The following is a 25,273-nucleotide window of genomic DNA, read 5'->3' as shown; positions in this document are numbered from 1 at the left end:
TGGGGCGTGACATGATGTCACGCCCCACCATACTATGTATCTCGTTCAGGTTTTAATCGTCGAGAACGGCTTTCTCATCAAGAAGTCCCGCAATCGCCTGCGGTAAATACGCGGCCACTCGGCTGGGAGGAACCGGCCCTTTGCGTCCCTCCAACGATGCCAGCGCCGCACGATTATGCAGGTAAACCGCCAGTGCCGCAAGACTTGCATACGTGCATCCCTCGACCTGCTCATGACGTTCCTGCGCAGCCGCCATATATTGTGCCAAGAGAGCACCCAGAATACCGGTGAGGGTATCGCCGCTTCCGGCGGTAGCAAGCCACCCGGTAGCCCCGTGCACGCTATAGGTGGCACCCACGGGGGCGGCGATAAGCGTCGTCGAGCCCTTAAGCATCACAGTCGCGCCGCTGAGCTCGCATGCGGCACGAACCCATCGGAACGGCTCGGCGTTAATATCTTCCCGGCTGGGTACGAGAGCACCGTCGAGCATTTCTTCCCAACGCTGCGGCGAATGCTCATGAATGCGCCGCAGAAAACGTTCCAGTTCCCCCGCATGCGGAGTCAAAATTTTATGTTCGCCTAGGCTGTGCCCCGCCATTAAATAATCTGCGGCAAGGTCTACCGCACCAGCATCCAGAATTGCGGGTTCGGGGGCATTGAGCAGGTACCTGTTATGATCCAGGGTTTCGGGACCGGTGCCGCTGCCGCCAGCCCAGGCGTGCACATGCTCATGGGCGGGAGGCCCTGTAAAACACACTGTTTCCGGGTTTTGCCCGAGCATGAGAGTGCGCAAGGTATCGTCTTTCCCATTGAAACGCACCATCCCCACCCCGGTGTTGAGGGCAGCACGCACACTCATCAGGGCAGCACCGGGATAATCGCGGCTTCCCGTGAGCATGCCAAGCACACCACGATTGTACTTATGCGAGGATACCGAAGGCTTTTCAAGCAGATCACGATAGTCCTCACGTTCCATAACGCGCAGCATCGGCTTATACCCCTTGAGAGCTTCGGGAACCCCTAAATCGTAGAGTTTAATAGTTCCGCAGTGCTCCGCAATATGGGTTCCTGCAGGTAGTTTACGCCCGATAAACGTAACCGTTCGCTCAGCCGCAAGTGAGGGTTCATGCAGGGTGCCGCGTTCACTATCGAGCCCAGTCGGGGCATCACAGGCGAGCACTGGGGGTAATTTACCGTCCAGCTGCACGGCACGGAGTTTAGCCAGATACTCCCCCGCTTCCCCACGTGCCGCTCCCTTCGCGCCGGTTCCCAAAATACCGTCGATAATCAGGGAGTAGGAGGCAATGTCGCGCAGGCTTTGGGCGGTGTCAAGCACGCGGGTTCCTTCGCCGCTTTCGCGGGCGAGCAGCTCCAGGTTATTACCGGTTGGGTCGAAAAGAACAGCCTCAATGCGATACCCCTGCTGATGCAGACGGGTGCCTGCATACACGGTATCCGCACCGTTATTCCCCGGCCCAACCAATAAGAGGATGCGCGTGTACTGGCTATGCTGCCCCGCATCAGCGAGCATATCGTGAGCTTCGGCGGCGAGCGCATCTGCCGCGCGCTGCATCAAATACCCGTCGTAGTCCGGTGCCTCAAGGTAAGGACGTTCAGCGTTGCGAATTTGTGTACCCGTGTAGACGAGCTTCATAACTCCTCCTGATCAAATGCTCGCGTCGATGCGGCAGGGGCTAGTCGGTGGGGTCTTCGGTGAGAACCGTCATACTGTAGCTTTCAGGATCGAACCTTTTCAGATGGGCAAGCTCTGTAGCGCTCAGATATTCCGCCGTGGCGATGGCAACGGCTACGGGTTCATCGTGGGTTAGGCTCAGGTGCAGACGGTTGATGCCGAGGATACGGGCACGTTCGGCGATCGTTCCCGTAAGAATCAGGTATGGCTGCCCACTCTCGCTGCTGGCGACTTCGCAATCTTGCCAGTTGAGCCCATCGGGTGCCCCTAAGACTTTGGCGACCGCTTCTTTGGCGGCAAAACGTACGGCTTGAGAACGGATATTACGAGTGCGCTCATTCGGTGTGAATACCCTGCGCACAAAAGCGGGTGTTTCGGTGACGATTCGTTCAAAGCGCTCAATGTTGACGGTATCTACGCCGATTCCGATAATCATTTTTCGCCTTTCCTGCCAAAATGCGAGTTTTGTTTTAAGTTTAGCGAGGTTGATGCAGGGAAGACAGTACGGCGAACAATGTTAACGCATCATGAAACTTCCTCGGCCTCGCACTGTAGTGCGGGTTAACGAGGCGTGGGCGGTGCCGTCCCCTGAAGGGTAACGACACCGCCCACGCGAACGCATATGCGGGATAAGGATTACTCCACGGTCACCGACTTGGCGAGGTTACGGGGCTGGTCAACGTCCAGTCCTTTCGCTTCAGCAAGTGCGCACGCGAAAATCTGCAGCGGCACGGTGGCAAGCAAAGGCTGCAGCAGAGAAGGCGCGGCAGGAACGGTGATCAGACGATCCGCATATTCCTTGACAGCCTCATCGCCCTCTTCGGCAATGACAATGGTGAAGGCGCCGCGAGCGCGCACCTCCTGAATATTGGAAACAACCTTGCCGTGCAAAGATTCACGCCCGTGTGCGGAAGGCACAATGATGATAACGGGCTGACCCTCTTCGATCAGGGCGATAGGACCGTGCTTCAGCTCGCCGGCGGCGAAGCCTTCGGCGTGGATGTAGCTGATCTCTTTGAGTTTAAGCGCGCCTTCAAGGGCAACAGGGAACCCAACGTGGCGCCCGAGGAAGATCACCGAAGAGGTATCTTTCATCTCGGTGCCAAGTTCCTTCACGAGGGTATCGTTGTCGATAACCTTCTGGATCTTGGCGGGCATCTTCTGCAGCTCACCGAGAATGGCAGAGATTTCATCCTTGTACTTGTTGCCGCGAAGCTGCGCAAGATACAGACCCAGCAGATATGCTGCAGTAATCTGCGCCAGAAACGCCTTGGTAGATGCGACCGCAATCTCGGGGCCAGCGTGGGTGTACAGCGCCGCATCGGATTCACGCGGCAAGGTTGAACCGTGGGTGTTGCAGATGGAGATGACCTTAGCGCCTTGTTCGCGGGCGTGACGCACCGCCATGAGGGTATCCATGGTCTCACCGGACTGCGAGAGAGCCACGATCAGGGTCTTCTCGTTCACGATGGGGTCGCGGTATCGGAATTCGTGGGCAAGCTCGACCTCGGTGGGGATACGGCACCAGTGCTCGATAGCGTAGCGCGCAACCTGACCCGCGTACGCTGCGGTACCGCAGGCCACCACGATGATCTTATCGATCGAGCGCAGCACGGAATCATCAATATTAAGCTCGTCCAGAACGAGGTTACCTTTTTCATCCATGCGTCCCATGAGGGTCTGCTCAACGGCGGTGGGCTGCTCGTGGATTTCCTTCTCCATGAACGAGTTGTAGCCGCCCTTTTCCGCCGCTGCAGCATCCCATTCGATGTGGAAGGGCTTGCCTTCGGCGGGGTTGCCCGCAAAATCAATAATGGAATAGTCAGTACCAGTGATGGTGACAATCTGATCCTGCCCCATCTCTACGGCTTCTTTGGTGTGGTCGATAAACGCCGAAACGTCGGATCCTAAGAAATTCTCGTTCTCTCCCAGTCCAATCACCAGCGGAGAGTTGCGGCGGGTTGCCACCACACGGTCAGGGTGGTCTGCGTGAACCGCAAGAATCGTGAAAGCACCTTCCATACGGTTTGATGCTTCACGCACAGCCTCGGTCAGGTCTTTAGTACCCAGTTTGTTATAGATACTTGCGATAAGTGCCGCAGCTACCTCGGTATCGGTCTGAGACTGAAACTCCACCCCTTCGGCAAGCAGTTCGGCGCGTAGCTCGGCGAAGTTCTCAATAATACCGTTGTGCACAACCGCTAGACGACCGTGATCGACCACGTGCGGATGCGCGTTATTATCGGTGGGGCCACCGTGGGTAGCCCAACGGGTATGGCCAATACCAATCTGTGATTCGGTGAGCGGCGCGTCCTCGACCTCATGTTCTAGGTTGATAAGTTTGCCCGCCTTCTTGCGGAATTCGATGCCGTCAGGGCATACGAGCGCAACACCGGCCGAGTCATAGCCGCGGTACTCCTGGCGGCGCAGACCTTCAATGACCACTTTGTATGCATCGTGGTCGAATTTATTACCGTCCGGAGCTGCGTCCAGACCTACATATCCTACAATTCCACACATAGCTCAAGTTTATCTTATTCACGCCCCAGGGCAGCTAACCCGGCGCCCTTTACACCTGTGGGCAGAATAACCCCTAGTCAAAAGGCATTTCTTTCAAGGTATAGCCCCAGCCTTTGTGCATTCTTAACCTAAAGGATGCCACGCCTTGTTCGCATCTGACGCGCAAAATTCGTACACTTAGGGGAATGAGCTCCTCAAATTTTTCTGCCGCCAGCTCGCGTTTTGTCGAGCTGGAACGCTCACGATGGTCGCGTCTAGCGACCGAAATTTCGGTACCCCTCAGCGAAGAGGAACTCGAAGCGCTCCGCGGCTTAGGAGAACCGGTAGACTTCGATGAGGTACGTCAGATCTATTTGCCGATCTCCCGACTTTTGAATCTATACGTCAATGCGGCATCCTCACTCAACCACATGACGAATGACTTCCTTCAGGCATCCCACCGACGAGTTCCCTTTATTATCGGTGTAGCCGGGTCCGTAGCGGTCGGCAAATCGACGACGGCACGCCTGCTGCAGGCACTCCTGAGGCGCTGGCCCTCAACCCCGAAGGTTCAGCTCGTCACCACCGACGGTTTTCTGTACCCAAATGCTGAGTTACAACGCCGCGGCATTATGCACCGCAAAGGCTTTCCCGAATCATACGACAGGCGGGCGCTGCTGCAATTTGTCTCCGATATAAAATCGGGGGTCCCTGTGGTCAGAGCCCCCAAATACTCGCATCTGTACTATGACATTCTTCCCGATGAACAGATTGAGGTCACGACCCCTGATGTGCTGATTCTTGAGGGACTTAATGTACTCGCTCCTGCTGGCACTGAAGGCCCCGAAACCTCAGACCTGACGCTCAGTGACTTTTTTGATTTCTCCATCTACGTCGATGCAAATACCAAAGATATTCAGCGATGGTACGTTAACCGGTTCCTCACCCTGCGCTCCTCCGCGTTTACGAACCCGGATTCTTACTTTAAGCGCTATGCTGAGTTAAGCGATGACCAAGCGATTGAGCTTGCCACCGGTATCTGGAAAACCGTCAACGAGCCTAACCTCGTACAGAACGTTCTTCCTACTCGCGCTCGCGCGCACCTGATCTTGCAGAAAGGTTCCGACCATAAGGTGGCGCAGGTTCTCTTGCGCAAAAATTAGCGCATTGCCGTTGACATATTCCAGAATAAAGACCAGTTTCCCAAGGAGGTTCCCGATGGGTACATCAGTTTTTTCACGCCGAGCGCTGCTGACTGCAGCCTCTGCAGCATCTGGGTCTTGGGTCTTGTCTGCATGCGGCTCTCAGGAACCTCAGACTAGCGGGAACACATCAGCTACCGCTTCCACTACACCAAGCGCGACAGGCACGACTTCTCCGGCAAGTGCATCATCTTCACCTACCGCCACCCCGAAGGTTACGAAGAGTTCCACCCCATCGAACCCTACGATAAAACCTAGTGCGTCCCCGACGGCAAACGAGAAACCCCCAGAGACGAAACCGTCTGAAAAAGCTAACCCAGAGACCACAGCCTCAGAGTCTTCACAACCCAAAGACCAGAAGTCGCAACCAGAAGGCGGCACTACAGAAGAACCTTCCGCGCCCGAGAGCAAAAAACCTGCTGAGCACACATCGGTCGAGTCGCATCCGGAATCGTTACGGTGCATCGTCAATAAAACTCGCCCATTCTCACCGCAAGATTGGGCCCCGCAGGATTTGGTGCCGTTTTATGGGCAGCAGTTACGTGCTGAGGCGGCTGCGGCGGCACAGTCCATGATGGATGCGGCAGCACGGGATGGGGTAACCCTCACGGTCAGCAGTGCTTATCGTTCCTTCGCGGCGCAGAAACAGACCTACCAGCATTGGGTTCAGGTTAATGGGCAGAAGACCGCAGATACACTTTCTGCACGACCCGGATATTCGGAACATCAGACCGGACTGGCTATCGATTTCGGTTCCCCCGAAGGATGCCTGCTGCAAGAATGCTATCAAGATACTCGTGCGGGTCAATGGTTGGCGAAAAACGCCCCCGACTTCGGGTTTATCCTGCGTTTCCCAAAGAACCAGCAGCATGTGACGGGCTATATCTTTGAACCCTGGCATTACCGTTATTTAGGTGTTGGTCTGACTCAGGAGTATTCGGCGTCCGGCGCAAAGACTCTGGAAGAGTTTTTTGGCACCGGTGCGGCACCAGATTATCTTGGGTAGGGTTCAGCCAGCCCTTATGGGTTTATCAATGGCTTACCCCCTAACTAGTCTTTAGACGGGGTTCTAACCCACAGAAACAAATATCTAAAATCAACCTTTACAGATTGATATATGATGCACTAGTGAAGAAAATCACTTTATTTGGAGCGGTTTTTGTTGGTTTTTCCTGAAAATTTGCTGGGAAACACGATACCCTAGGTACATGCTTAAAGGTTTTAAAGATTTCTTGATTCGTGGCAACGTTATCGACCTTGCAGTCGGTATTATCATGGGTACTGCGTTCACCGCAGTTGTGACTGCGCTGGTTCAGTCGGTGCTCATGCCCGCAATTTCCATGCTCGTCCAGTCTCCGAACTTTGATTCTTTCCTCGTCATCGGTCAGATTAAGATCGGTGTCTTCCTGACCGCTGTCGTAAACTTCCTGCTCATTGCGGCTGCTGTGTACTTCGCTGTGGTTCTTCCGGTTCAGAAGCTCAATGAAAGGGCTACCCGCAACAAGGGTGAAGAAGAGGAAGAAGAAACCGAGCTTACCCTTCTCAAGGAAATCCGCGATTCCCTCGCTAAGAAGTAATCTACGGATCACTCCGATTCAAACATACTAGTCATTCAACAAAAGCCGTGGGGCGCATCCGAATTTGGATGCGCCCCACGGTATTTTTCAGCTCGAATAAATCTGCCGATATGAGCTGAACCTGCGCTATAAACAAAATGCGTATCGTCGGCGAGATAGAAATATTTCGCCAACGATACGCATCACAATTTTCTAGAAAGCCTGTAAGACTAGAGAGCCAGTTCTTTCGCCACCACATCCGCAAGATGCTGAGCAACAGAATCGGCCTGCTCCTGCGTAGCGGCCTCAACCATAACGCGTACCAGCGGTTCGGTTCCAGAAGCACGCAGAAGAACACGCCCGCTCTCCCCCAGCCCCTTCTCAGCATCGGCCACAGCAGCATTCAGCGCAGCATTGGTTGAAACGCCGGCACGATCTACGCCCTTCACGTTAATCAAACGCTGCGGGGTGGGCTGCATCCGTGAGGCCAGCACAGAAAGTTTCTCCCCGCTGCGCGCCACCTCAGCAGCAAGCTGAATCCCGGTGAGCACTCCGTCGCCCGTGGTCGCATAGTCACTCATAATCACATGCCCGGACTGCTCACCGCCTAGGTTATACCCGTGCTCGCGCATCTCTTCGAGTACATAACGGTCGCCCACGGCGGTGCGCACCAGCGAAATGCCATGCTCACGCAGATAGAGTTCAAGCCCTAGGCTGCTCATCACGGTTGCCACCAGAGTGTTCTGGCTCAGGTGCCCAGCACGATGCGCCGCCAAGGCAAGAATAGCCATAATCTGATCGCCATCTACCAGGTTCCCCTGCTCATCAACTGCCTGACATCGATCAGAGTCACCATCGTGTGCAATCCCCAAGGCTGCGCCGTGTTCAACGACGGCAGCTTGAAGGGACTGCGGATGCGTAGAACCTACGCCATCGTTGATATTGGTGCCGTTCGGTTCAGCCGCGAGCGCGATAACCTCAGCCCCCAGCTGGGTGAAGGCCGCAGGAGAAGCTGCATAAGCCGCGCCATTCGCGCAGTCCAACACAATCTTAAGACCTGTGAGAGGCTTCTCGTCTTCTAGCGTGGAAACTAGGTGCTTAACGTATGCCTCAGTACCGTTCTCTAGGGAGCGGATAGATCCGACCTCGCCCCCGGTAGGGTATCTAAAGTTCTTTTCCCGGTACACGCGCTCAATCGCATCTTCGGTGGCGTCTTCAAGCTTTTGTCCGCCGCGCGCCAAGAATTTAATGCCGTTATCGGCGGCAGGGTTATGCGATGCTGAGATCATCACACCAAAGTCTGCATCCGTGTAAGCCACTAAGTAGGCGGCGGCCGGAGTGGGGACGATTCCCGCGTCCAACACATCCACACCAGCGCTGGTAAACCCGGCTTTCATGGCAGAAACAATAAAATCTGCAGATGCGCGTGAATCGTTAGCGATTACAGCGCGGGGGCGGGTGCCTTCGGCGACCTGCTCGTGTCCAAGTACAAGGGCGGCTGCCTGCGCGAGCTCAAGAGCGAGTGTCGGAGTGATAATCTCATTCGCGAGGCCGCGCACTCCATCAGTTCCAAAAAGTCGTTCAGTCACCTTACTATCTTACGCCGGAACCGCCCCCGCTTTGGTAGGTAGGGGCGGTTCTTGGTTATTTTCTTAGCAGGTTTATTGAATAAACCAACCAAAAGTTTTATTTATTGGATGACGGGGAAACCTTCGGGGTCACTGCCGCCTTCTTCTTCAAAAACATCCGTTGCAGAACGTACAATCAAAGGATCGCAGGTTCCCACGACTTCACGGTCTTTTGAGGTGTAGTCGAATTGTGAGAGCACGTAACGCATGGCTTCCAGACGAGCACGTTTCTTATCATTTGACTTGATAACGGTCCACGGGGCATCGCCGGTATGGGTGTAGAAGAACATGGCTTCTTTTGCAGCGGTGTAATCATCCCACTTATCGAGCGACGCCAAATCGGTAGGTGATAGTTTCCACTGACGAACAGGATCGGTGCGTCGTGAGGTAAAGCGTGCCAGCTGTTCCTGCTTGGTGACTGAGAACCAGAACTTAATGAGCTTAATGCCCGAGTTCACGAGCATACGTTCTAGGTCAGGTACTTCGCGCATAAACTCGAAGTACTGGGCCTGCGTGCAATAGCCCATCACACGCTCAACCCCGGCGCGGTTGTACCAGGAACGGTCCATCATGACGATCTCGCCACCAGAGGGTAAGTGCTTGATATAGCGCTGGAAATACCACTGAGTCTGTTCAATATCGGTTGGCTTTTCAAGAGCCACCACGCGAGCCCCACGGGGGTTCAGGTGTTCCGTAAAGCGTTTGATGGAACCACCCTTACCCGCAGCATCGCGTCCCTCAAAAATAATGAGGATTTTCTGCCCGGTCGATTTTGCCCATAGCTGGAGCTTCAGAAGCTCAATCTGCAGTGCGCGTTTTTCTTTTTCGTATGCTTTACGACCGAGTTTTTCATCGTAGGGGTAGCCAATCTTCCAGGCATCGCCCCTTGAGCTTTTCTTATTTCCGCTCAGAGCATGGGTGAGAGATGCCATTTCATCCAGTTCTGCCGCATAGTCTTCAACCACCGAGGTGCGACGAACTTGGGGTTTGAGAGCTTCTTTAATCGCGTGCTTTTTCTCTGATACGGCTGGATCTGCAACATCGGAAGACTGAGGAGCGGTTTCGGGTACGGTGCTCTCGACCTGCTCCGTTGCGGGCTGAAGGTTCTTTTCTGTCATGAATTCTCTTTCCGTTCGTGTCTGCTTTGACACTTTAACTGTACCGAGAGTGAGAATGAGTGACAAATGTAACAGTTATCGCAACCTTATGCAGGTAAACCCCTTATAATGCACAAAGCCCCCGCGCTTCTTTGGGAAGTGCGGGGGCTTTGTGCAGCAGAACCAGCGATTAACGCTTGGAGAACTGCGAAGCCTTGCGTGCTTTCTTGAGACCGGCCTTCTTACGCTCGATAACACGTGCGTCGCGAGTCAAGAAGCCTGCCTTCTTCAGCGCGGGACGATTGTTCTCACGATCAATCTCGTTGAGGGCACGAGCGATACCGAGGCGCAGCGCGCCTGCCTGACCGGAGGGACCACCACCGCTGATGCGTGCAATCACATCGTAAGCACCTTCAAGTTCCAGGATCTTGAACGGCTGGTTCACATCCTGCTGGTGCAATTTATTGGGGAAGTAGCTATCCAGGCTACGGCCGTTAATGGTCCAGTTACCGGAGCCGGGAACCACGCGAACACGTGCCACTGCTTCCTTACGACGACCGACTGCAGCACCTGCAACAGTCAGTGCCGGACGGCTTGTCTGTGCAGCCGCCGCGACGGGGGCTGCGGATTCCGAGGTGTAGCTAGTGAGCTCTTCCTCGACTACGATCTGCTCTTCGTTCTGAGCCACGATTTCTCCTAATAGTTTCTTCGTAGGCCCGAATTACTGGGCGACCTGGTTGAATTCGTAGGTCTTGGGCTGCTGTGCCGCGTGCGGGTGCTCGGGACCAGCGTAGACCTTCAGCTTCTTGATCTGCTGTGCAGCTAGCTTGTTCTTGGGCAGCATGCCCTTCACAGCCTTCTCAACCGCACGAACAGGGTTGGTTTCAAGAAGCTCTGCATAATTGACGGACTTCAGACCGCCAGGGTAACCCGAGTGGCGGTATGCACGCTTCTGCTCAAGCTTTGCACCGGTCAGAGCGACCTTCTCGGCATTCACGATGATCACGAAATCGCCGGTGTCCACGTTAGGGGTAAAAGTCGGCTTGTGCTTACCGCGCAGCAGGATAGCGGTCTGGCTTGCGAGGCGACCGAGCACCACATCGGTGGCATCAATGATGTGCCACTGGCGCTCAACTTCGCCGGGCTTAGGAGTATAAGTGCGCAAAATATTGGCCTTTGTCTCGAAATGTACATTCGGCGCTTAGTTGGGTATCACGCCTATTACTACGTGCATGACGAATCCGGGTGAGGACCGAATGCTCGCCCGTTCTGGCCCGTACTCTGCGACACCTTGACGTCCTGCAACTAGACAGTGCCGAGAGCGTGCTCGGGCAGAACACGCACAACTAGCAAAACTATACAGCAATTTAGGTGCTTAATCCACACCAAAACCCTTAAATGGCACGGATTCCCCGTTAAAAATGTTGCTCTACCGCATTGCCCGAGTAGCTCGTGCCTGCAGACCGTACTCTTCAGGCGCTGGATAATCAATGTGTGCAAGAGCTAATCCATGCGGGGGTGCCATAATGAGTGAGGCATCCCGCTGCGGGTTTTCTAGGCGTTCCCGCAGCCATGTTTGGGTCCGTTTTCCGGTGCCGTAGAGAACTAGTGCCCCTATAAGCGAGCGCACCATATGGTGACAAAAAGCGTCTGCCTCAACTGTCGCTTCAATAACTCCGTCATCATGGCGTGTTAGGTATATACGGCGGAGTTCACGAATCGTCGTAGCTCCCTCACGCGGTTTACAGAACGAGAGAAAATCATGTAGCCCCGTAAGTTCATGAGCTGCCTTGTTAAGATCTTCAAGGTCTAGGCTTTCGGGAATGCACCAGGCATACGCGCGGTGCAGCGGATCGGGGCTACTCCCCTGTCCATCCAGGATGCGGTACGTGTACCGCCTGCCGGTCGCTGAAAACCGCGCATCAAAGTCCTGCGGCACGGGCTGTACCTGGTGAAGCACAAGAGATCCTTGAAGAAGCCCGCGCATGCGCTCAGGGATTCCTAGCGTATGTTCTGCCTGCGCCAGGGTTCGTTTCAGGGCACCAGAAACCTTACGTTTGAGCGACTCAGCTGGATCTGCCAGCCCGTCACGCCCGGTAAGTTTCTGCCAGGTTTCGGCGGCAATATCAAGGTGGATAGTTTGCGCCTGTGCATGTACTCCGGCATCGGTACGACCGGCGACCGTCACTCGGTGATGCGCGCGAAGCACCAGCTCCAGCGCATCCTCTAATACACCCTGCACAGTTACCAAGTTAGGCTGCCTTGCCCACCCGCTAAACCACGTGCCGTCATAGGCGCAGTCGATGCGTACCCGCTGCGTGCCCAGCACGTCCCCATCGCCAGATGATGGCTGTGAGTCTAGGTTTATCTGTGATGCCTGAGGACCAGGTTCTTGTAACTGATCAGACACAGTAGCTTTCCCCTTTCGCCCTTCAACAATACCTGGTGAATTGCCCAAGAATATACGTCTGAAACACGCAAAATCCGTCGCCTAGGAACCTAGGCGACGGATTTTGACAATAAGCTAACGCGTTAGCTGTGCTTACTCAGCAGAAACTTTCTGAGCTGCTGCACCACCGGCGGGTGCGTAACCTGCCGCCTCAGCCGACTCAGCGGAGTCGAACCAGATTTCGGCGATGGTGTTTGCATACCAGCGGGAGCCGGGCACGTGGTACTTCATCGAGTCAGCGTTACCCTTGACCTCGAATCCTTCGGGAGCCTCACCAGATTCTAACGGAGCGTGTGCACCTGCGGGCAGACCCTCGGTACCTTCAGACTTAGCGGGCTTAGCTTCTTCCTTAGGTTCAGCCTTTTCAGCTTTTGCCTTCTTTGCTTCAGCCTTGGGAGCTTCGGCAGCCTTCTCAGTAACCTTGGTAGCTTCTGCAACAGCACCCTTGGTTTCTACAGGCTCCATTACGAGTTCGATAACGGCCATAGGTGCGTTATCGCCCTTACGGTTACCGATCTTGGTGATGCGAGTGTAGCCACCGGGACGCTCGGCCATTGCCGGTGCAATTACAGTAAAAAGCTCGTGTACTACGGACTTGTCGGTAATGGATCGCAGCACGCGACGGCGAGCCGCCAAATCGCCCTTCTTACCGAAGGTGATGAAACGTTCAGCCACCGGGCGCATACGCTTTGCCTTAGTCAAGGTGGTGGTGATGCGCTTGTGCTGGAAGAGCTGCGCCGACAGGTTATTAAGCATTAGGCGCTCATGGGTCGGGGAACCGCCGAGGCGGGGACCCTTAGTGGGAGTAGGCATAGTTATTTCTCCATGATTTACGTTCCACCGCCCCAACAACGGGACTTAGGAACCACGTTTACTGATCCCGGAACAACCGGGTGAACTATTCGATCGAAATTTATTCGCCGGAACCGTCTTCGTCATCGTATGCACGAGCAACGGGTTCAAAGCCCGGAGGGGAATCCTTGAGAGCCAGACCAAGCTCATGCAGCTTAGCCTTGACCTCATCAATGGATTTAGCACCGAAGTTACGAATATCCATCAGATCCGCCTCGCTACGAGTTACGAGCTCGCCCACGGTGTGGATGCCCTCGCGCTTGAGGCAGTTGTAGGATCGAACGGACATGTTAAGGTCCTCAATCGGCAGAGCCAAATCGGCAGCCATGGACTCGTCGGCAGGCGACGGACCAACCTCGATACCCTCGGCGGCAACGTTGAGCTCACGTGCAAGTCCGAAGAGCTCAACCAGGGTGCTGCCTGCGGATGCGACGGCATCGCGCGGTGCAATGGCTTCCTTGGTTTCGACGTCCAAAGTCAGGCTGTCGAAGTCGGTGCGCTGTTCAACACGGGTTGCGTTAACGCTGAAGGTAACCTTCAGAACCGGGGAGTAAATAGAATCAACCGGAATACGGCCGATCTCTGCATCACCAGTCTTGTTCTGAGCTGCAGACACATAACCGCGACCGCGCTCAATAATCAGTTCGGCATTGAAGTTTGCCTTCGCGTTGAGGGTTGCGATGTGCAGTTCCGGGTTGTGAATCTCAACACCGGCAGGTACTTCAATGTCGGCTGCAGTAAGTTCACCCTCGCCCTGCTTACGCAGGTATGCAACTACGGGCTCGTCATTTTCCGAAGAAATCGAGAGCTTCTTGACGTTCAAGATAATCTCGGTGACATCCTCGGTGACTCCGGGAACAGTGCTGAACTCGTGCAGAACACCGTCGATACGAACGCTGGTAACAGCGGCGCCGGGAATGGAGGACAGCAGAGTGCGACGGAGGGAGTTACCCATGGTGTAGCCGAATCCCGGCTCAAGGGGCTCGATGGTGAAGCGCGAACGGTTCGGCGCTACGACCTCTTCAGTCAGAGTGGGGCGCTGTGCAATAAGCACTTTGTTTCCTTTCGGTGAGCTCCGCTATATGAGCCCACAAGTTTGGGAAAACAGATTTTAGGAAGCAGACGGGTGTCTGGACTCTTTGGTGTTATCTGTGAAGACGACAGCCGCAGAGGGATTAGGCATTCGCCTAATTAGACGCGGCGGCGCTTCGGCGGACGGCAACCGTTGTGAGCGACAGGGGTTACGTCCTGAATCGAACCAACCTCTAGGCCTGCTGCCTGCAGAGAGCGGATTGCGGTCTCACGGCCAGAACCGGGGCCCTTTACGAAAACATCAACCTTACGGACGCCGTGTTCCTTAGCACGGTTTGCGGCAGTCTCAGCAGCCAACTGTGCGGCGTAGGGAGTGGACTTACGAGAGCCCTTGAAGCCCATATCACCTGCAGAGGACCACGAGATTACTGCACCGGTGGGATCGGTAATGGAGACGATAGTGTTGTTGAAGGTCGACTTGATGTGAGCCTGACCAGCAACGATGTTCTTGCTGACCTTGCGGCGGGTCTTGCGAGCAGCCGCGGCGCGAGTCTTGGGAGGCATTATTGATTCTCCTACAAAGGTTTTCTAATACGTTGGTCGATACTGATAGTTCGACAGAGCAACGTTGCTTACTTCTTCTTACCTGCGACGGTACGCTTCGGGCCCTTACGGGTGCGTGCGTTGGTCTTGGTGCGCTGACCGTGAACCGGCAGGCCGCGACGGTGACGCAGACCCTGGTAGCTGCCGATTTCAACCTTGCGGCGAATATCGGCTGCAACCTCGCGGCGAAGATCACCTTCAACCTTGTAGTTGCCTTCGATGAAGTCACGAAGTGCCACAAGCTCCTGGTCGGTGAGATCCTTGACGCGAGTGTCAGGGTTCACGCCGGTAGCAGCAAGGGTTTCGTGAGCACGGGTCTTGCCCACGCCGTAAATGTAAGTGAGAGCAACTTCCACGCGCTTTTCGCGGGGAATATCAACTCCAGCGAGACGTGCCATACTGGCTTCTCCTTGTTGTTTTCCAGAGGTCTGTAGCATCACTGCCCGGGTGTTTGCCCGGTCCCCGGCCTCTGAGTCCGGAGGTATCCGCATCCTTTATCACTCGATAAACGATACGGAGCGGTGCCTATGACGATTCCGCCCGCAGGCGGTGTTACGCAGCTACCGTGGGCTTAGCCCTGGCGCTGTTTGTGGCGCGGGTTTTCGCAGATCACCATGACTACGCCATGACGGCGAATCACTTTGCACTTATCGCAGATCGGCTTAACGCTCGGCTTGACCTTCATCGCATTCCTTTTGATTGCAACTTGATAACTGGCGAGATAAGAGGTTCTTACTGGGCAACCAGAAGAACTATTTATCCCTATGAACACGACTTAAACGCCGCCGAAGCGACGTTTAATGATCGGGTTTTACTTATAACGGTAGACGATACGACCACGGGACAGGTCGTAGGGGCTCAGTTCCACTACCACGCGATCCTCAGGCAGGATTCGAATGTAGTGCTGACGCATCTTACCCGAGATGTGCGCGAGAACTTTGTGACCATTGTCTAGCTCAACACGGAACATCGCATTGGGCAAAGCCTCAACCACAGAGCCCTCGATCTCGATGACGCCGTCTTTCTTTGCCATATCCTCCGCTAACGTCGGTGCCCAGAGTTTATGCTCTGAACAGTTTTATCTTCTGATGCTGTATATCTTCACACACTGGTGAAGAGCGTTTTGCACCTGCAAAAAGGGCGCACTTAACGCTGGTACAAACAGCCAACTATCAACTATACGACATAGTTGCCTTTTAAACAACTGCAGAATAAGGGTTACTACCTGGTATGAGGCGCCCCTATTCCTCTTCTTTGGCAGCGAGCTGGCCACATGCACCATCAATATCAGAACCGCGAGTATCGCGAATTGTCGTTGGAATACCGTGTGCCCGCAGACGCTCCACAAAATTCTGCTCCACGCCTTTACGCGATGCTGTCCATTTTGAGCCAGGAGTCGGATTCAACGGAATAGGGTTTACATGTACCCATCCGCGACCGCGCTGCGCGAGCTTTTTCCCTAGCAAATCGGCGCGCCATCCCTGGTCGTTAATATCGCGAATAAGCGCATACTCAATTGAGATGCGCCGCCCGGTCGTGCGGTAATAATCGTATGCGGCGTCCAGAGTCTCATCAACCTTCCACCGCTGGTTGATGGGAATAAGCTCATCGCGCAGTTCATCATCCGGCGCGTGCAGCGAGAGGGCAAGCGTAATCGGCAGTTTCTCCAGCTCAAACTTGCGGATACCGGGCACCAAACCCACGGTAGACATCGTAAGTCCGCGTGCGGAGATACCCAGTCCCTCGGGGGCGGGATCGATCAGACGGTGCACCGCACCCATCGTTGATTTGTAGTTTGCGAGCGCCTCGCCCATTCCCATAAATACAATATTGGAGACGCGTAGCGGGCGGGTATCTTCCGACCCTCCATCGGCCTTGTCAAGACCCTTCATCTGCTTCAGATATCGTGCCCCAGCAACCACTTGCTCTACGATTTCTGCAGTCGAGAGATTGCGGGTGAGCCCCTGCTGCCCGGTGGCACAAAAGGGGCAGTTCATCCCGCATCCAGCCTGCGAGGAAATACACATGGTGACGCGGTTGTCATACCGCATAATGACCGATTCAATAAGCGCCCCATCGAAAAGACGATGTACGACTTTGAGGGTATCCCCGCCGTCAGCTTCTAGGGTTCGCACAGGAGTTAGCAGCTGCGGCATTGCGCGGGATACCATCTCGTCACGGTCCTGAGCAGGCAGGTCTGTCATCTGCGCCGGATCGTTAACCAGCCGTTCGAAATAGTGCTTTGAGAGCTGTGATGCACGGAAGGGCTGGTATCCCAGTTCCTTGAGGAATTCACGGCGCCCTGCCATATCAAAATCAGCAATATGCTTGGGCGGTTTTGTGCGCCGGGGTGCTTTGAGCGCAATTTTTCCCGGTTCGGGGCGCACGCTTGAAATCTCCACGGGTACTTTGGTGGAGCGCGACGTGGAATCGGTTGAAGCTGCGGCGCAGCCTGTCAGAGTTTCGCTCATAGTTTTCCTTCGGGCATTATAGATGCTCAGCCTGTGGTTATGATGCTTGTCAAGGATGCACGCCCTAAAGCGGGCAGATGCTACTTAGGAATCGGTACGGGGATAATGCCGAAGCGTGCCAGTTCAGAGGCTCCCCCATCTTCTGCGGTTAGAACCCACAGACCATCTCGATGCACGGCAACCGAGTGCTCCCATTGGCAGGCATCCGACCTGTCGGTTGTAATGACTGTCCAGTCATCCTCAAGTACGGTGATATCGGTATTCCCCGTTACAAGCATGGGTTCGATTGCAAATGCCATGCCAGGTTTAATTTTTGGGCCGAGGTCACGAGCGGCGTAGTTCAGCACGTCGGGTGCCATATGCATGTGGGTACCGATGCCGTGGCCTACATAGTCTTCGATGATACCGTATGTATCCCCGGTTTCGCTGCGCACGAATTCTTCGATCGCAATCCCAACCTCGCCGATTTTCTTTGCGTGCGACAAGGCGGCGATACCGTGCCAGAGGGCTTCCCAGGTTATATCGGATAGGTCTCGGCGGGCCTGTGAAGTATGTCCAACCAATACAGTTCGCGCAGAATCGCCATGCCACTGCTTCTTAGTAGCCGGGTCAATAATATAGGCGCCTCCATCGATGGAGATAATATCGCCGTCTTGAAGGATATAGTCACCGGGTATGCCATGTACCACCTCATGATTCACAGAGGTGCAGATACTTGCAGGGTAGTCATAATAACCATAAAAGTTCGAGATTCCGCCCTGTTCTTCCAGACTGCGCTCGAAAACTTTATTGAGCTCTGCGGTACTCACCCCGGGCTTTGCTGCCGCAACTGCCGCATCCAACGCACGGCTAGTTATGATGCCTGCGCGCGACATGTGATGTAACTGGGCATTAGTTTTGATCTCTACACGTGCCATAGGGTTCCTTCTCGTTCTGAGGCCTAAGAGCATTGCCGTATCACCATTACTGCGGCAGTGCGTTCATGCAACTGCGCCCCCGCACGATGACGGAGGCGCAGTTTATAATGTATAGCCCTAAGATAGGGCTTTAAGAATACGTTCGGTCACGTCGGCAATCTCACCTAGACCATCAACCTCTTTGACGATACCGCGTTCACGATACTTCGCAACCAACGGTGCGGTCTCTTCTTCATACACCTTCAAGCGATGGCGAATGACCTCTTCATTATCGTCGGTGCGCCCCTGCTCGGCAGCTCGGTTGAGCAGTCGGGCAACAAGCTCGTCATCATCCGCAACAAGCAGAAGTACACGGTCGATCTGCTGGTTTTTATCCGCAAGGATAGCATCAAGCTCGTGAACCTGAGCGATGTTGCGGGGGTATCCGTCGAGAAGGAAACCGTGTGCCACATCGGCTTCGTCAAGGCGAGCACGCACCATATTGTTCGTAACAGAATCGGGCACGAGGTTGCCGGAGTCAATATAAGACTTCGCTTCCTTACCGAGCTCGGTCTCTTCCTTAATGTTCTTCCGGAAAATATCGCCGGTCGAAATCGCGGGAATCTTCAGTTCCTCAGCAATCTTGACGGCCTGGGTGCCTTTACCGGCACCGGGAGGACCTATGATCAGAAGACGGTTCATCGAAGCAATCCTTCATAGTTTCGTTGTTGAAGCTGGGCGCTGACCTGCTTGAGAGTATCAAGACCAACACCCACCACGATCAGCAGCGATGCACCGCCGAACGGGAAGTTCTGGTTTGCGTTGAAGAGAACCAACGCAACAAGCGGAATCATGGAAACCACAGCGAGGTAAAGCGAACCCGGAAGTGTAATGCGGGTTAGCACATAGCTGAGGTAACGTTCAGTGGGCTTACCCGCGCGAACACCCGGAATAAAGCCGCCATATTTCTTCATATTGTCTGCAACCTCGACCGGATCGAAAGTCACCGCAACATAGAAATACGTGAATCCAAGAATCAGCAGGAAGTACAGAGCGATGTACAGCGGATGATCGCCCCTCGTAAGGTAAGTATTTACCCAGTTCACCCATTCGGGGGGTGCTGCACCACCCTGTGGTGTATTGAACTGCGCGATAATACCAGGCAAAGTCAGCAGTGAGGAGGCGAAGATGATGGGAATAACGCCCGCCATATTGACTTTGAGCGGAATATAGGTACTGGTACCGCCAATAGTACGGCGACCAATCATGCGTTTAGCATATTGCACGGGAACGCGGCGTACAGACTGCTCCACGTAGACCACAGCAAGCATCACGGCAAGGCCCACAAGGCACACGGACCAGAAGACGAACGGACCCTGCTGTTCCAGGATTGAGCCCAGAGCATTCGGGAATGAGGAAGCAATTGAGGTGAAGATAAGCAAAGACATGCCATTGCCCACGCCGCGCTCAGTAATTTGCTCGCCCATCCACATGATGACGCCGGTACCGGCACACAGAGTAATGATAATAACCAGGATGTGCAGCACATCGTCTTGCGGGATGATACCGGGGCAGTTCCCCAGAAGCACGCCAGAGCGTGCCATAGACACAATCGTGGTCGCGTTGAGAAGCGCAAGAGCGATAGTGAGATAACGGGTGTATTGAGTGAGTTTGGCCTGTCCCTGAGCCCCTTCATCGTGTAGCTCTTGGAAACGAGGAATGACCACGCGCAACAGCTGAATAATAATGCTTGCCGTAATGTAGGGCATCACGCCCAGCGCGAAGATAGAAAGCTGTAGGAGTGCACCACCGCTGAACAGGTTGATGATGTCGTAGGCGCCACCGTGAGTTTGGTTGGCGTTAAGACACTGCTGAACCGTGCCGTAGGAAATACCGGGGGCGGGAATGAAGGTGCCCATACGGTACAGCACAATCATGCCTAGGGTAAACAGCAGCTTACGTCGCAGGTCGGCGGTCTTAATGACTCGCCCGAACGCGCTAAGCACATGTCCTCCTGAAAATCTTGGGGTATGTATTCGCTAACACAGATGTTAGGAACACGCTAAACACATACCTTCCAGTCTAGCCTGTTCACCGGTGTTGTCGATAACCACGGCGCGAGATATGTGTATTTTGTATTCTGTGAGCGTTATTTAAGATGAATTTTCTAGAATTTCTGAGACGTTAAATACATCATAAAAGCTTTAATGCAGACTTTTGCTGTTCAAAGAAGATGGCCCCCGCCTCATGTGCGGGAGCCATCTAGTGAGTCTGAAGACTACTTAACGGTTACAGAACCGCCTGCCGCCTCAATCTTAGAGATTGCGGATGCAGAAGCCTTATCAACCACAACGTTCACCTTGACGGTGATGTCGCCGTCGCCCAGAACCTTCACAAGCTCGTTCTTACGAACAGCGCCCTTAGCGACTAGGGCCTCGACGGTGACCTCGCCACCTTCGGGGAACAGTTCCTGAATGCGCTTCAGGTTAACAACCTGGTACTCGGTACGGAACGGGTTCTTGAATCCGCGCAGCTTCGGCAGGCGCATGTGCAGCGGAAGCTGACCGCCCTCGAAGCCGGGACGAACCTGGTAACGAGCCTTGGTACCCTTGGTACCGCGACCTGCGGTCTTACCCTTGGAGCCTTCACCGCGGCCTACGCGGGTCTTTGCCTTGTGGGCACCCGGTGCCGGGCGCAGATCGTGAATCTTGATAGCGTCTGCCATCTTACTTGACCTCCTCAACCTTCACCAGGTGAGCAACGGTGTTAACCATGCCAACGGTGACGGGGTCGGCAGTGCGCACTACCTTGTTGCCCGGGCGCTTCAAGCCGAGGGAACGTAGGGTGTCGCGCATATTCTGCTTCTGACCAACATAGGATTTAACCTGGGTGATTTCCAGCTTTGCGTCGCTGGGCTGAATACGCTTAGCCATTACGCACCTGCCTTATCGGACTTGGTGTTGCGCAGGTAGCTGGGGATAACCTCATCGTTGGGCAGACCACGACGGGCTGCAACTGCCAGAGGCTCTTCCAGTTGCTTGAGTGCTGCAACGGTTGCGTGAACAATGTTGATCTGGTTCGAGGAACCGAGAGACTTCGACAGCACATCATGGATACCTGCTGCTTCGAGCACTGCACGCACCGGACCACCAGCGATCACACCGGTACCAGCGGTTGCTGGGCGGAGCATCACAACGCCTGCTGCTTCCTCACCCTGTACGCGGTGGGGAATGGTGCGGTTCTCGATGCGGGGCACACGGAAGAAGTTTTTCTTAGCTTCCTCAACACCCTTGGCAATAGCTGCTGGAACTTCCTTAGCTTTGCCGTAGCCAACGCCGACCATGCCATTACCGTCACCAACAACGACCAGAGCGGTGAAGCTGAAGCGACGACCGCCCTTGACGACCTTGGACACACGGTTGATGGTTACCACGCGCTCGATGTACTTGTCTTTTTCCTCCTCGCGTGCGCGGTTCTTACGATCACCGCGACCGCGACGCTCGCCGCGGTTGTTGCGGCGCTCTTCGCGCTGCTTGGAAGTCTCAGCGGTTTCAGCTGCTACTGCTTCGCTCACCTGAGTTTCCTTTACGTTCTGTTCGCTCATTAGAGTGCCAGACCTCCTTCACGTGCGCCATCAGCAACTGCTGCAACACGACCGTGGTATTTGTTGCCGCCGCGGTCAAACACGACAGTTTCAATACCGGCTGCCTTAGCGCGCTCTGCTACAAGCTCACCAACGCGCTTTGCTTTAGCGGTCTTGTCCAGATCGGTTGCGGCACGAAGCTCTGCTTCCATAGTGGAGGCGGATGCCAGGGTCACACCCTTGACATCGTCGATAACCTGAACGAACATGTGACGGCTCGAACGGGTGACGCACAGGCGCGGACGCGCAGCGGTACCCGAAACATACTTGCGGATGCGAGCGTGACGGCGTGCACGCTGCGATGCCTTCGACTTGATAGCCATGTTTACTTACCAGCCTTTCCGACCTTGCGGCGGATGTGCTCACCTGCGTAGCGAACACCCTTGCCCTTATAGGGATCGGGCTTACGCAGACCACGAATGTTTGCTGCAACCTGACCGACGAGCTGCTTATCGATACCCGAAATGGTCAGCTTGTTAGCGCCTTCCACGGCGAAGGAAACACCTTCGGGTGCAGAAACGCTAATCGGGTGGGAGTAACCTAGAGCGAATTCCAGGTCGTTACCCTTCGCGGTCACACGGTAACCGGTACCAACAATTTCCAGCTTCTTCTCATAGCCGTTGGTCACACCGATAATCATGTTCTGAATCAGGGTACGAGTCAGACCATGCAGCGAGCGAGAAACACGCTCGTCGTTCGGGCGCGATACCGCGATTTCATTGTCGTTTAGAGCAACAGTAATGGGGGAAGCCACCTGGTGGCTCAGCTCACCCTTGGAACCTTTAACGGTCACCAGGTTGCCATCGACCTTTACCTCAACGCCGGCTGGAACCGAGATGGGGAGACGTCCAATACGTGACATTCTTCTCTTCCTTTCTCTTCTAACCGACTACCAGATGTAGGCGAGAACTTCGCCGCCCACACCCTTCTTCGCAGCCTGCTTATCAGTGAGCAGGCCCGAGGAGGTGGACAGAATAGCGGTACCGAGACCACCCAGAACCCGAGGCAGGTTCGTGGACTTTGCGTAGGTACGCAGGCCCGGCTTGGAAATACGACGCACGCCAGCGATGGAACGCTCGCGGGACGGACCGTACTTAAGAACGAGGGTCAGGGTCTTGCCAACCTTTGCTTCCTCTTCCTTAACATCGGCAATGTAGCCCTCAGCCTTCAGGATCTCGGCGATGCGAGCCTTGAGCTTCGAGTAGGGCATAGATACGGTGTCGTGGTATGCGGAGTTTGCGTTGCGCAAACGGGTCAGCATATCTGCGACCGGATCAGTCATAGTCATTTTGGGCTGTAGCCCTTCCTCGTTGTGGTTTCCCTAATCTGCGGTAACAGACTCTGGACCTGCAACGTAGTCGTTAGTTGGTCTTGAACGGGAAGCCCAGTGCCTTCAGCATGGCACGGCCTTCATCGTCGGTCTTGGCGCTGGTCACCACGGTGATGTCCATACCACGCACGCGGTCGATCGAATCCTGATCGATTTCGTGGAACATGGACTGCTCGGTGAGGCCGAAGGTGTAGTTGCCGTTACCGTCGAACTGGCGATCGGAAAGACCGCGGAAATCGCGGATACGGGGCAGAGCCAGGGTAACCAGGCGGTCCAGGAACTCCCACATGCGGTCGCCACGCAGGGTAACGTGTGCGCCGATTGGCATGCCTTCACGCAGTTTGAACTGTGCGATGGATTTCTTGGCACGGGTTACAACCGGCTTCTGACCGGTAATAGCGGTGAGATCGCGGATAGCGCCGTCCATGAGCTTTGCATCGCGAGCTGCCTCGCCAACACCCATATTTACGACGACCTTAACGAACTTCGGGGTCTGCATGACGTTCTGGTATTTGAACTCTTCCTGCAGCGCGGGGACGACAACCTCAGCGTACTTGGTCTTAAAGCGGGGGGTAATCTTGGTCTCGCTCATTAGATATCCTTCCCCGAACGCTTAGCAACGCGCACGCGAACGGTACGCTGCTTGCCATTACGCTCTACAGTCTCTTCGCGGAAACCAACACGGGTCGGCTTCTCGGTCTCAGGATCAACGATTGCTACGTTCGAAACGTGAATCGGTGCCTCCACCTTCTGAATACCGCCTGCTGCGCCGGTTACGGGGTTTGCCTTAGTGTGCTTGGTGACGACCTTAACGCCCTCAACAATCACGCGGTTTTCCTTGGGGATAACCTTCAGAACTTTGCCCTGCTTACCCTTGTCTGCACCGGAAATAACCTGAACCAGGTCGCCGGACTTGATCTTAGCCATAAGTTAGAGCACCTCCGGAGCCAGCGAAACAATCTTCATGAACTTCTTATCGCGAAGTTCACGACCAACGGGACCAAAGATACGGGTACCACGGGGATCACCATCAGTGTTCTTCAGAATAACTGCTGAGTTCTCGTCGAACTTGATGTAGGATCCGTCTGCGCGACGGGTTGCCTTCTTGGTACGGACGACGACTGCTTTCACAACGTCACCCTTTTTAACAGTGCCGCCAGGAATTGCATCCTTGACGGTTGCGACGATAATATCGCCGATGCCTGCGTAGCGACGCGAGGAACCACCAAGCACACGGATGGTCAGGATTTCCTTCGCACCAGTGTTATCGGCGACCTTCAGTCGCGACTCCTGCTGAATCATATTTCTCCTGTCGTCTCGCCGGTTCCGACTCGCCTTCAGGCGCGAGCCAGCCTTGCGGAACATTTTTACGGGATTGATTGACGCCCCGGGCCCACAGCATCATAAGGATGCGCGGGTTAGCGGAAACGCCTGGGGTAACCCATGCCAGGAGCATTTGGACCCGCGTAAGCGGGCGTATCCACCCGTTATAGCGGCATTATGCACTGGCACGAGAAACCCGTGGTTATGAGACTATATCTGGGTATAGCCACACAGTCTTAAAATTTTACCGGAATTTTCCTGATATTTCAAAGGATTTATCGTGAGGCATAGCGCATCATACCGGGCTTCAATGCACAAATTCTCAGATTATTAGAAGACAGTGCGGGGGTATCCGCTGAATGGCACCATCTTGCGGGTTAACGCAACCGTCGCATCGGGAGTATCGCTGTCAGACCCTTCAGGTTCTGCAACTCGGACGGGGTTCTATACTGGTGAAAAATTATCCTGCGCGTGTACCATCACTGACGGTGTTTGCGCCGCCCACCCAAACATTACTGTCGCGGTTATCGAGTACCGAACCATATGGGCTTTGCAGGTAGTACTGCCCTGCTGTTTGAAGATGCTCATCCAGTGCAACCGGTCATTTTGCAAGCGTCTCGATACCAAGGTATTCGGGTTAACGCGGGCGGTTGTCGCAACGGCATTCCCACGCGTGCGAGCATGTTTGAAACTTCCGCTAACAAAAAAGCTTATGAGTTTTAGGATTGGCCCCAACTTGATGCTGCTCAAGATTCTCATGAGCTTTACAAATTGTGAGGCTCAAGATTTGAACCATGTCACTGTCTTCCGCATGAGGGGCTCGGAAATTTCTACCCATCATATGCTCTGCCACTTAGCATGTCCCATATCGAAGCGAACATTGCCCTTAAATAAGTTCCTACCAGCACCATAACGCAACATACTCTATAAAACGCCCGAAGCTCTGTACTTCCTGGATGAAATTGGCTTATGACCCTTAAGACTCGTGTACCTGCATAT

30 protein-coding genes are annotated in these 25,273 nt (G+C 54.6%); 3 read left to right on the top strand and 27 right to left on the bottom strand.

Annotated features, from left to right (window positions below; translation table 11 throughout):
- Positions 1 to 52: 52 nt before the first annotated feature.
- The 3 genes from HMPREF2625_RS05310 to glmS form a co-directional block, all read right to left on the bottom strand.
- Positions 53 to 1,654: a bifunctional ADP-dependent NAD(P)H-hydrate dehydratase/NAD(P)H-hydrate epimerase gene (locus tag HMPREF2625_RS05310; protein ID WP_070522482.1), complete on the bottom strand. Its 1,602-nt coding sequence runs from the start codon at positions 1,652 to 1,654 to the stop codon at positions 53 to 55.
- A 40-nt stretch (positions 1,655 to 1,694) separates the two neighbouring features.
- Positions 1,695 to 2,129, bottom strand: a complete 435-nt coding sequence (locus HMPREF2625_RS05305; protein WP_070522479.1) for a holo-ACP synthase — start codon at positions 2,127 to 2,129, stop codon at positions 1,695 to 1,697.
- A gap of 200 nt (positions 2,130 to 2,329) precedes the next feature.
- Entirely contained in the window at positions 2,330 to 4,213 is a 1,884-nt protein-coding gene (gene glmS / locus HMPREF2625_RS05300) for a glutamine--fructose-6-phosphate transaminase (isomerizing) (protein ID WP_070522475.1), read from the bottom strand.
- Positions 4,214 to 4,398: 185 nt separating this feature from the next.
- On the opposite strand from glmS, the gene coaA reads away from it, so the two are divergent.
- The 3 genes from coaA to mscL all read left to right on the top strand — a co-directional run bounded on the left by coaA (position 4,399) and on the right by mscL (position 6,971).
- Positions 4,399 to 5,355: a type I pantothenate kinase gene (gene coaA / locus HMPREF2625_RS05295; protein ID WP_037231131.1), complete on the top strand. Its 957-nt coding sequence runs from the start codon at positions 4,399 to 4,401 to the stop codon at positions 5,353 to 5,355.
- Positions 5,356 to 5,410: 55 nt separating this feature from the next.
- Complete coding sequence (locus tag HMPREF2625_RS10765; RefSeq protein ID WP_083295622.1) at positions 5,411 to 6,400, top strand: M15 family metallopeptidase; 990 nt, start codon at positions 5,411 to 5,413, stop codon at positions 6,398 to 6,400.
- 202 nt (positions 6,401 to 6,602) lie between these two features.
- Positions 6,603 to 6,971: a large conductance mechanosensitive channel protein MscL gene (mscL, locus tag HMPREF2625_RS05280; protein ID WP_004005247.1), complete on the top strand. Its 369-nt coding sequence runs from the start codon at positions 6,603 to 6,605 to the stop codon at positions 6,969 to 6,971.
- Between the two features lie 209 nt (positions 6,972 to 7,180).
- Here the strand turns inward: mscL and glmM are convergent, their stop codons facing one another.
- From glmM to rplN, 24 genes are all read right to left on the bottom strand, one after another.
- Positions 7,181 to 8,539 carry a phosphoglucosamine mutase gene (gene glmM, locus HMPREF2625_RS05275; protein WP_070522469.1) on the bottom strand — a complete coding sequence of 453 codons (1,359 nt, stop codon included), beginning with the start codon at positions 8,537 to 8,539 and terminating at the stop codon, positions 7,181 to 7,183.
- Between the two features lie 101 nt (positions 8,540 to 8,640).
- Positions 8,641 to 9,696, bottom strand: a complete 1,056-nt coding sequence (ppk2, locus tag HMPREF2625_RS05270; protein WP_013397602.1) for a polyphosphate kinase 2 — start codon at positions 9,694 to 9,696, stop codon at positions 8,641 to 8,643.
- A 169-nt stretch (positions 9,697 to 9,865) separates the two neighbouring features.
- Positions 9,866 to 10,363 carry a 30S ribosomal protein S9 gene (gene rpsI / locus HMPREF2625_RS05265; protein WP_004005250.1) on the bottom strand — a complete coding sequence of 166 codons (498 nt, stop codon included), beginning with the start codon at positions 10,361 to 10,363 and terminating at the stop codon, positions 9,866 to 9,868.
- 33 nt (positions 10,364 to 10,396) lie between these two features.
- Positions 10,397 to 10,840 carry a 50S ribosomal protein L13 gene (rplM, locus tag HMPREF2625_RS05260; RefSeq protein ID WP_004005251.1) on the bottom strand — a complete coding sequence of 148 codons (444 nt, stop codon included), beginning with the start codon at positions 10,838 to 10,840 and terminating at the stop codon, positions 10,397 to 10,399.
- Between the two features lie 264 nt (positions 10,841 to 11,104).
- Positions 11,105 to 12,001, bottom strand: coding sequence for a tRNA pseudouridine(38-40) synthase TruA (gene truA / locus HMPREF2625_RS05255; protein ID WP_180950149.1), 897 nt, complete (start codon positions 11,999 to 12,001; stop codon positions 11,105 to 11,107).
- A 216-nt stretch (positions 12,002 to 12,217) separates the two neighbouring features.
- Positions 12,218 to 12,937 (bottom strand): 50S ribosomal protein L17, sunset domain variant, encoded by a 720-nt coding sequence (gene rplQ / locus HMPREF2625_RS05250; RefSeq protein WP_004005253.1) that lies wholly within the window; start codon positions 12,935 to 12,937, stop codon positions 12,218 to 12,220.
- A 100-nt stretch (positions 12,938 to 13,037) separates the two neighbouring features.
- The gene (locus HMPREF2625_RS05245) at positions 13,038 to 14,030 is read right to left on the bottom strand and encodes a DNA-directed RNA polymerase subunit alpha (protein WP_013397604.1); all 993 of its coding nucleotides are present in this window, start codon (positions 14,028 to 14,030) and stop codon (positions 13,038 to 13,040) included.
- Between the two features lie 137 nt (positions 14,031 to 14,167).
- Positions 14,168 to 14,572 (bottom strand): 30S ribosomal protein S11, encoded by a 405-nt coding sequence (gene rpsK / locus HMPREF2625_RS05240; RefSeq protein WP_004005255.1) that lies wholly within the window; start codon positions 14,570 to 14,572, stop codon positions 14,168 to 14,170.
- Between the two features lie 68 nt (positions 14,573 to 14,640).
- The gene (gene rpsM / locus HMPREF2625_RS05235; protein ID WP_005505026.1) at positions 14,641 to 15,009 is read right to left on the bottom strand and encodes a 30S ribosomal protein S13; all 369 of its coding nucleotides are present in this window, start codon (positions 15,007 to 15,009) and stop codon (positions 14,641 to 14,643) included.
- 173 nt (positions 15,010 to 15,182) lie between these two features.
- A complete protein-coding gene (gene rpmJ, locus HMPREF2625_RS05230) occupies positions 15,183 to 15,296 on the bottom strand; it encodes a 50S ribosomal protein L36 (RefSeq protein ID WP_004005257.1) in 114 nt (37 codons plus the stop codon).
- Positions 15,297 to 15,422: 126 nt separating this feature from the next.
- The gene (gene infA, locus HMPREF2625_RS05225) at positions 15,423 to 15,644 is read right to left on the bottom strand and encodes a translation initiation factor IF-1 (RefSeq protein ID WP_005505018.1); all 222 of its coding nucleotides are present in this window, start codon (positions 15,642 to 15,644) and stop codon (positions 15,423 to 15,425) included.
- 208 nt (positions 15,645 to 15,852) lie between these two features.
- Positions 15,853 to 17,082, bottom strand: coding sequence for a 23S rRNA (adenine(2503)-C(2))-methyltransferase RlmN (gene rlmN, locus HMPREF2625_RS05220; protein ID WP_048754759.1), 1,230 nt, complete (start codon positions 17,080 to 17,082; stop codon positions 15,853 to 15,855).
- A gap of 80 nt (positions 17,083 to 17,162) precedes the next feature.
- Complete coding sequence (map, locus tag HMPREF2625_RS05215; RefSeq protein WP_070522462.1) at positions 17,163 to 17,999, bottom strand: type I methionyl aminopeptidase; 837 nt, start codon at positions 17,997 to 17,999, stop codon at positions 17,163 to 17,165.
- 117 nt (positions 18,000 to 18,116) lie between these two features.
- A complete protein-coding gene (locus HMPREF2625_RS05210) occupies positions 18,117 to 18,680 on the bottom strand; it encodes an adenylate kinase (protein WP_013397607.1) in 564 nt (187 codons plus the stop codon).
- Complete coding sequence (secY, locus tag HMPREF2625_RS05205) at positions 18,677 to 19,984, bottom strand: preprotein translocase subunit SecY (RefSeq protein ID WP_013397608.1); 1,308 nt, start codon at positions 19,982 to 19,984, stop codon at positions 18,677 to 18,679. The genes HMPREF2625_RS05210 and secY overlap by 4 nt, the downstream gene beginning before the upstream one ends.
- 272 nt (positions 19,985 to 20,256) lie before the next feature.
- Complete coding sequence (gene rplO, locus HMPREF2625_RS05200) at positions 20,257 to 20,703, bottom strand: 50S ribosomal protein L15 (RefSeq protein WP_013397609.1); 447 nt, start codon at positions 20,701 to 20,703, stop codon at positions 20,257 to 20,259.
- Position 20,704: 1 nt separating this feature from the next.
- On the bottom strand, positions 20,705 to 20,911 hold the full coding sequence (gene rpmD / locus HMPREF2625_RS05195) for a 50S ribosomal protein L30 (RefSeq protein WP_004005265.1): 207 nt from the start codon (positions 20,909 to 20,911) through the stop codon (positions 20,705 to 20,707).
- Positions 20,911 to 21,552: a 30S ribosomal protein S5 gene (gene rpsE / locus HMPREF2625_RS05190; protein WP_172461391.1), complete on the bottom strand. Its 642-nt coding sequence runs from the start codon at positions 21,550 to 21,552 to the stop codon at positions 20,911 to 20,913. Before rpsE ends, rpmD begins: the two co-directional genes overlap by 1 nt.
- Before the next feature lie 29 nt (positions 21,553 to 21,581).
- On the bottom strand, positions 21,582 to 21,944 hold the full coding sequence (rplR, locus tag HMPREF2625_RS05185) for a 50S ribosomal protein L18 (RefSeq protein WP_004005271.1): 363 nt from the start codon (positions 21,942 to 21,944) through the stop codon (positions 21,582 to 21,584).
- 2 nt (positions 21,945 to 21,946) lie between these two features.
- Positions 21,947 to 22,483 carry a 50S ribosomal protein L6 gene (gene rplF, locus HMPREF2625_RS05180; RefSeq protein WP_004005272.1) on the bottom strand — a complete coding sequence of 179 codons (537 nt, stop codon included), beginning with the start codon at positions 22,481 to 22,483 and terminating at the stop codon, positions 21,947 to 21,949.
- A 27-nt stretch (positions 22,484 to 22,510) separates the two neighbouring features.
- On the bottom strand, positions 22,511 to 22,909 hold the full coding sequence (gene rpsH, locus HMPREF2625_RS05175) for a 30S ribosomal protein S8 (protein ID WP_004005273.1): 399 nt from the start codon (positions 22,907 to 22,909) through the stop codon (positions 22,511 to 22,513).
- A 73-nt stretch (positions 22,910 to 22,982) separates the two neighbouring features.
- Positions 22,983 to 23,543 carry a 50S ribosomal protein L5 gene (gene rplE, locus HMPREF2625_RS05170; RefSeq protein ID WP_004005274.1) on the bottom strand — a complete coding sequence of 187 codons (561 nt, stop codon included), beginning with the start codon at positions 23,541 to 23,543 and terminating at the stop codon, positions 22,983 to 22,985.
- Positions 23,543 to 23,878: a 50S ribosomal protein L24 gene (rplX, locus tag HMPREF2625_RS05165; protein WP_004005275.1), complete on the bottom strand. Its 336-nt coding sequence runs from the start codon at positions 23,876 to 23,878 to the stop codon at positions 23,543 to 23,545. The genes rplE and rplX overlap by 1 nt, the downstream gene beginning before the upstream one ends.
- A gap of 3 nt (positions 23,879 to 23,881) precedes the next feature.
- Positions 23,882 to 24,253 carry a 50S ribosomal protein L14 gene (gene rplN, locus HMPREF2625_RS05160; RefSeq protein ID WP_004005276.1) on the bottom strand — a complete coding sequence of 124 codons (372 nt, stop codon included), beginning with the start codon at positions 24,251 to 24,253 and terminating at the stop codon, positions 23,882 to 23,884.
- Between the last annotated feature and the right edge of the window lie 1,020 nt (positions 24,254 to 25,273).

The sequence above is a fragment of the Rothia sp. HMSC064D08 genome, assembly GCF_001809525.1.
GTDB classification, from domain to species: Bacteria; Actinomycetota; Actinomycetes; order Actinomycetales; family Micrococcaceae; genus Rothia; species Rothia dentocariosa.
This window is presented reverse-complemented; position numbering and strand designations above follow the sequence as displayed.

What these genes read in the sequence shown, in the direction of transcription:
- HMPREF2625_RS05310 (WP_070522482.1), bottom strand. Translation starts at nt 1,654, where the DNA reads ATGAAGCTCGTCTACACGGGTACACAAATTCGCAACGCTGAACGTCCT.
- HMPREF2625_RS05305 (WP_070522479.1), bottom strand. Translation starts at nt 2,129, where the DNA reads ATGATTATCGGAATCGGCGTAGATACCGTCAACATTGAGCGCTTTGAA.
- glmS (WP_070522475.1), bottom strand. Translation starts at nt 4,213, where the DNA reads ATGTGTGGAATTGTAGGATATGTAGGTCTGGACGCAGCTCCGGACGGT.
- coaA (WP_037231131.1), top strand. Translation starts at nt 4,399, where the DNA reads ATGAGCTCCTCAAATTTTTCTGCCGCCAGCTCGCGTTTTGTCGAGCTG.
- HMPREF2625_RS10765 (WP_083295622.1), top strand. Translation starts at nt 5,411, where the DNA reads ATGGGTACATCAGTTTTTTCACGCCGAGCGCTGCTGACTGCAGCCTCT.
- mscL (WP_004005247.1), top strand. Translation starts at nt 6,603, where the DNA reads ATGCTTAAAGGTTTTAAAGATTTCTTGATTCGTGGCAACGTTATCGAC.
- ppk2 (WP_013397602.1), bottom strand. Translation starts at nt 9,696, where the DNA reads ATGACAGAAAAGAACCTTCAGCCCGCAACGGAGCAGGTCGAGAGCACC.
- rplQ (WP_004005253.1), bottom strand. Translation starts at nt 12,937, where the DNA reads ATGCCTACTCCCACTAAGGGTCCCCGCCTCGGCGGTTCCCCGACCCAT.
- rpsK (WP_004005255.1), bottom strand. Translation starts at nt 14,572, where the DNA reads ATGCCTCCCAAGACTCGCGCCGCGGCTGCTCGCAAGACCCGCCGCAAG.
- rpsM (WP_005505026.1), bottom strand. Translation starts at nt 15,009, where the DNA reads ATGGCACGTCTCGCTGGAGTTGATATTCCCCGCGAAAAGCGCGTGGAA.
- rpmJ (WP_004005257.1), bottom strand. Translation starts at nt 15,296, where the DNA reads ATGAAGGTCAAGCCGAGCGTTAAGCCGATCTGCGATAAGTGCAAAGTG.
- infA (WP_005505018.1), bottom strand. Translation starts at nt 15,644, where the DNA reads ATGGCAAAGAAAGACGGCGTCATCGAGATCGAGGGCTCTGTGGTTGAG.
- rlmN (WP_048754759.1), bottom strand. Translation starts at nt 17,082, where the DNA reads ATGAGCGAAACTCTGACAGGCTGCGCCGCAGCTTCAACCGATTCCACG.
- map (WP_070522462.1), bottom strand. Translation starts at nt 17,999, where the DNA reads ATGGCACGTGTAGAGATCAAAACTAATGCCCAGTTACATCACATGTCG.
- HMPREF2625_RS05210 (WP_013397607.1), bottom strand. Translation starts at nt 18,680, where the DNA reads ATGAACCGTCTTCTGATCATAGGTCCTCCCGGTGCCGGTAAAGGCACC.
- rplO (WP_013397609.1), bottom strand. Translation starts at nt 20,703, where the DNA reads ATGGCAGACGCTATCAAGATTCACGATCTGCGCCCGGCACCGGGTGCC.
- rpmD (WP_004005265.1), bottom strand. Translation starts at nt 20,911, where the DNA reads ATGGCTAAGCGTATTCAGCCCAGCGACGCAAAGCTGGAAATCACCCAG.
- rplR (WP_004005271.1), bottom strand. Translation starts at nt 21,944, where the DNA reads ATGGCTATCAAGTCGAAGGCATCGCAGCGTGCACGCCGTCACGCTCGC.
- rplF (WP_004005272.1), bottom strand. Translation starts at nt 22,483, where the DNA reads ATGTCACGTATTGGACGTCTCCCCATCTCGGTTCCAGCCGGCGTTGAG.
- rpsH (WP_004005273.1), bottom strand. Translation starts at nt 22,909, where the DNA reads ATGACTATGACTGATCCGGTCGCAGATATGCTGACCCGTTTGCGCAAC.
- rplE (WP_004005274.1), bottom strand. Translation starts at nt 23,543, where the DNA reads ATGAGCGAGACCAAGATTACCCCCCGCTTTAAGACCAAGTACGCTGAG.
- rplX (WP_004005275.1), bottom strand. Translation starts at nt 23,878, where the DNA reads ATGGCTAAGATCAAGTCCGGCGACCTGGTTCAGGTTATTTCCGGTGCA.
- rplN (WP_004005276.1), bottom strand. Translation starts at nt 24,253, where the DNA reads ATGATTCAGCAGGAGTCGCGACTGAAGGTCGCCGATAACACTGGTGCG.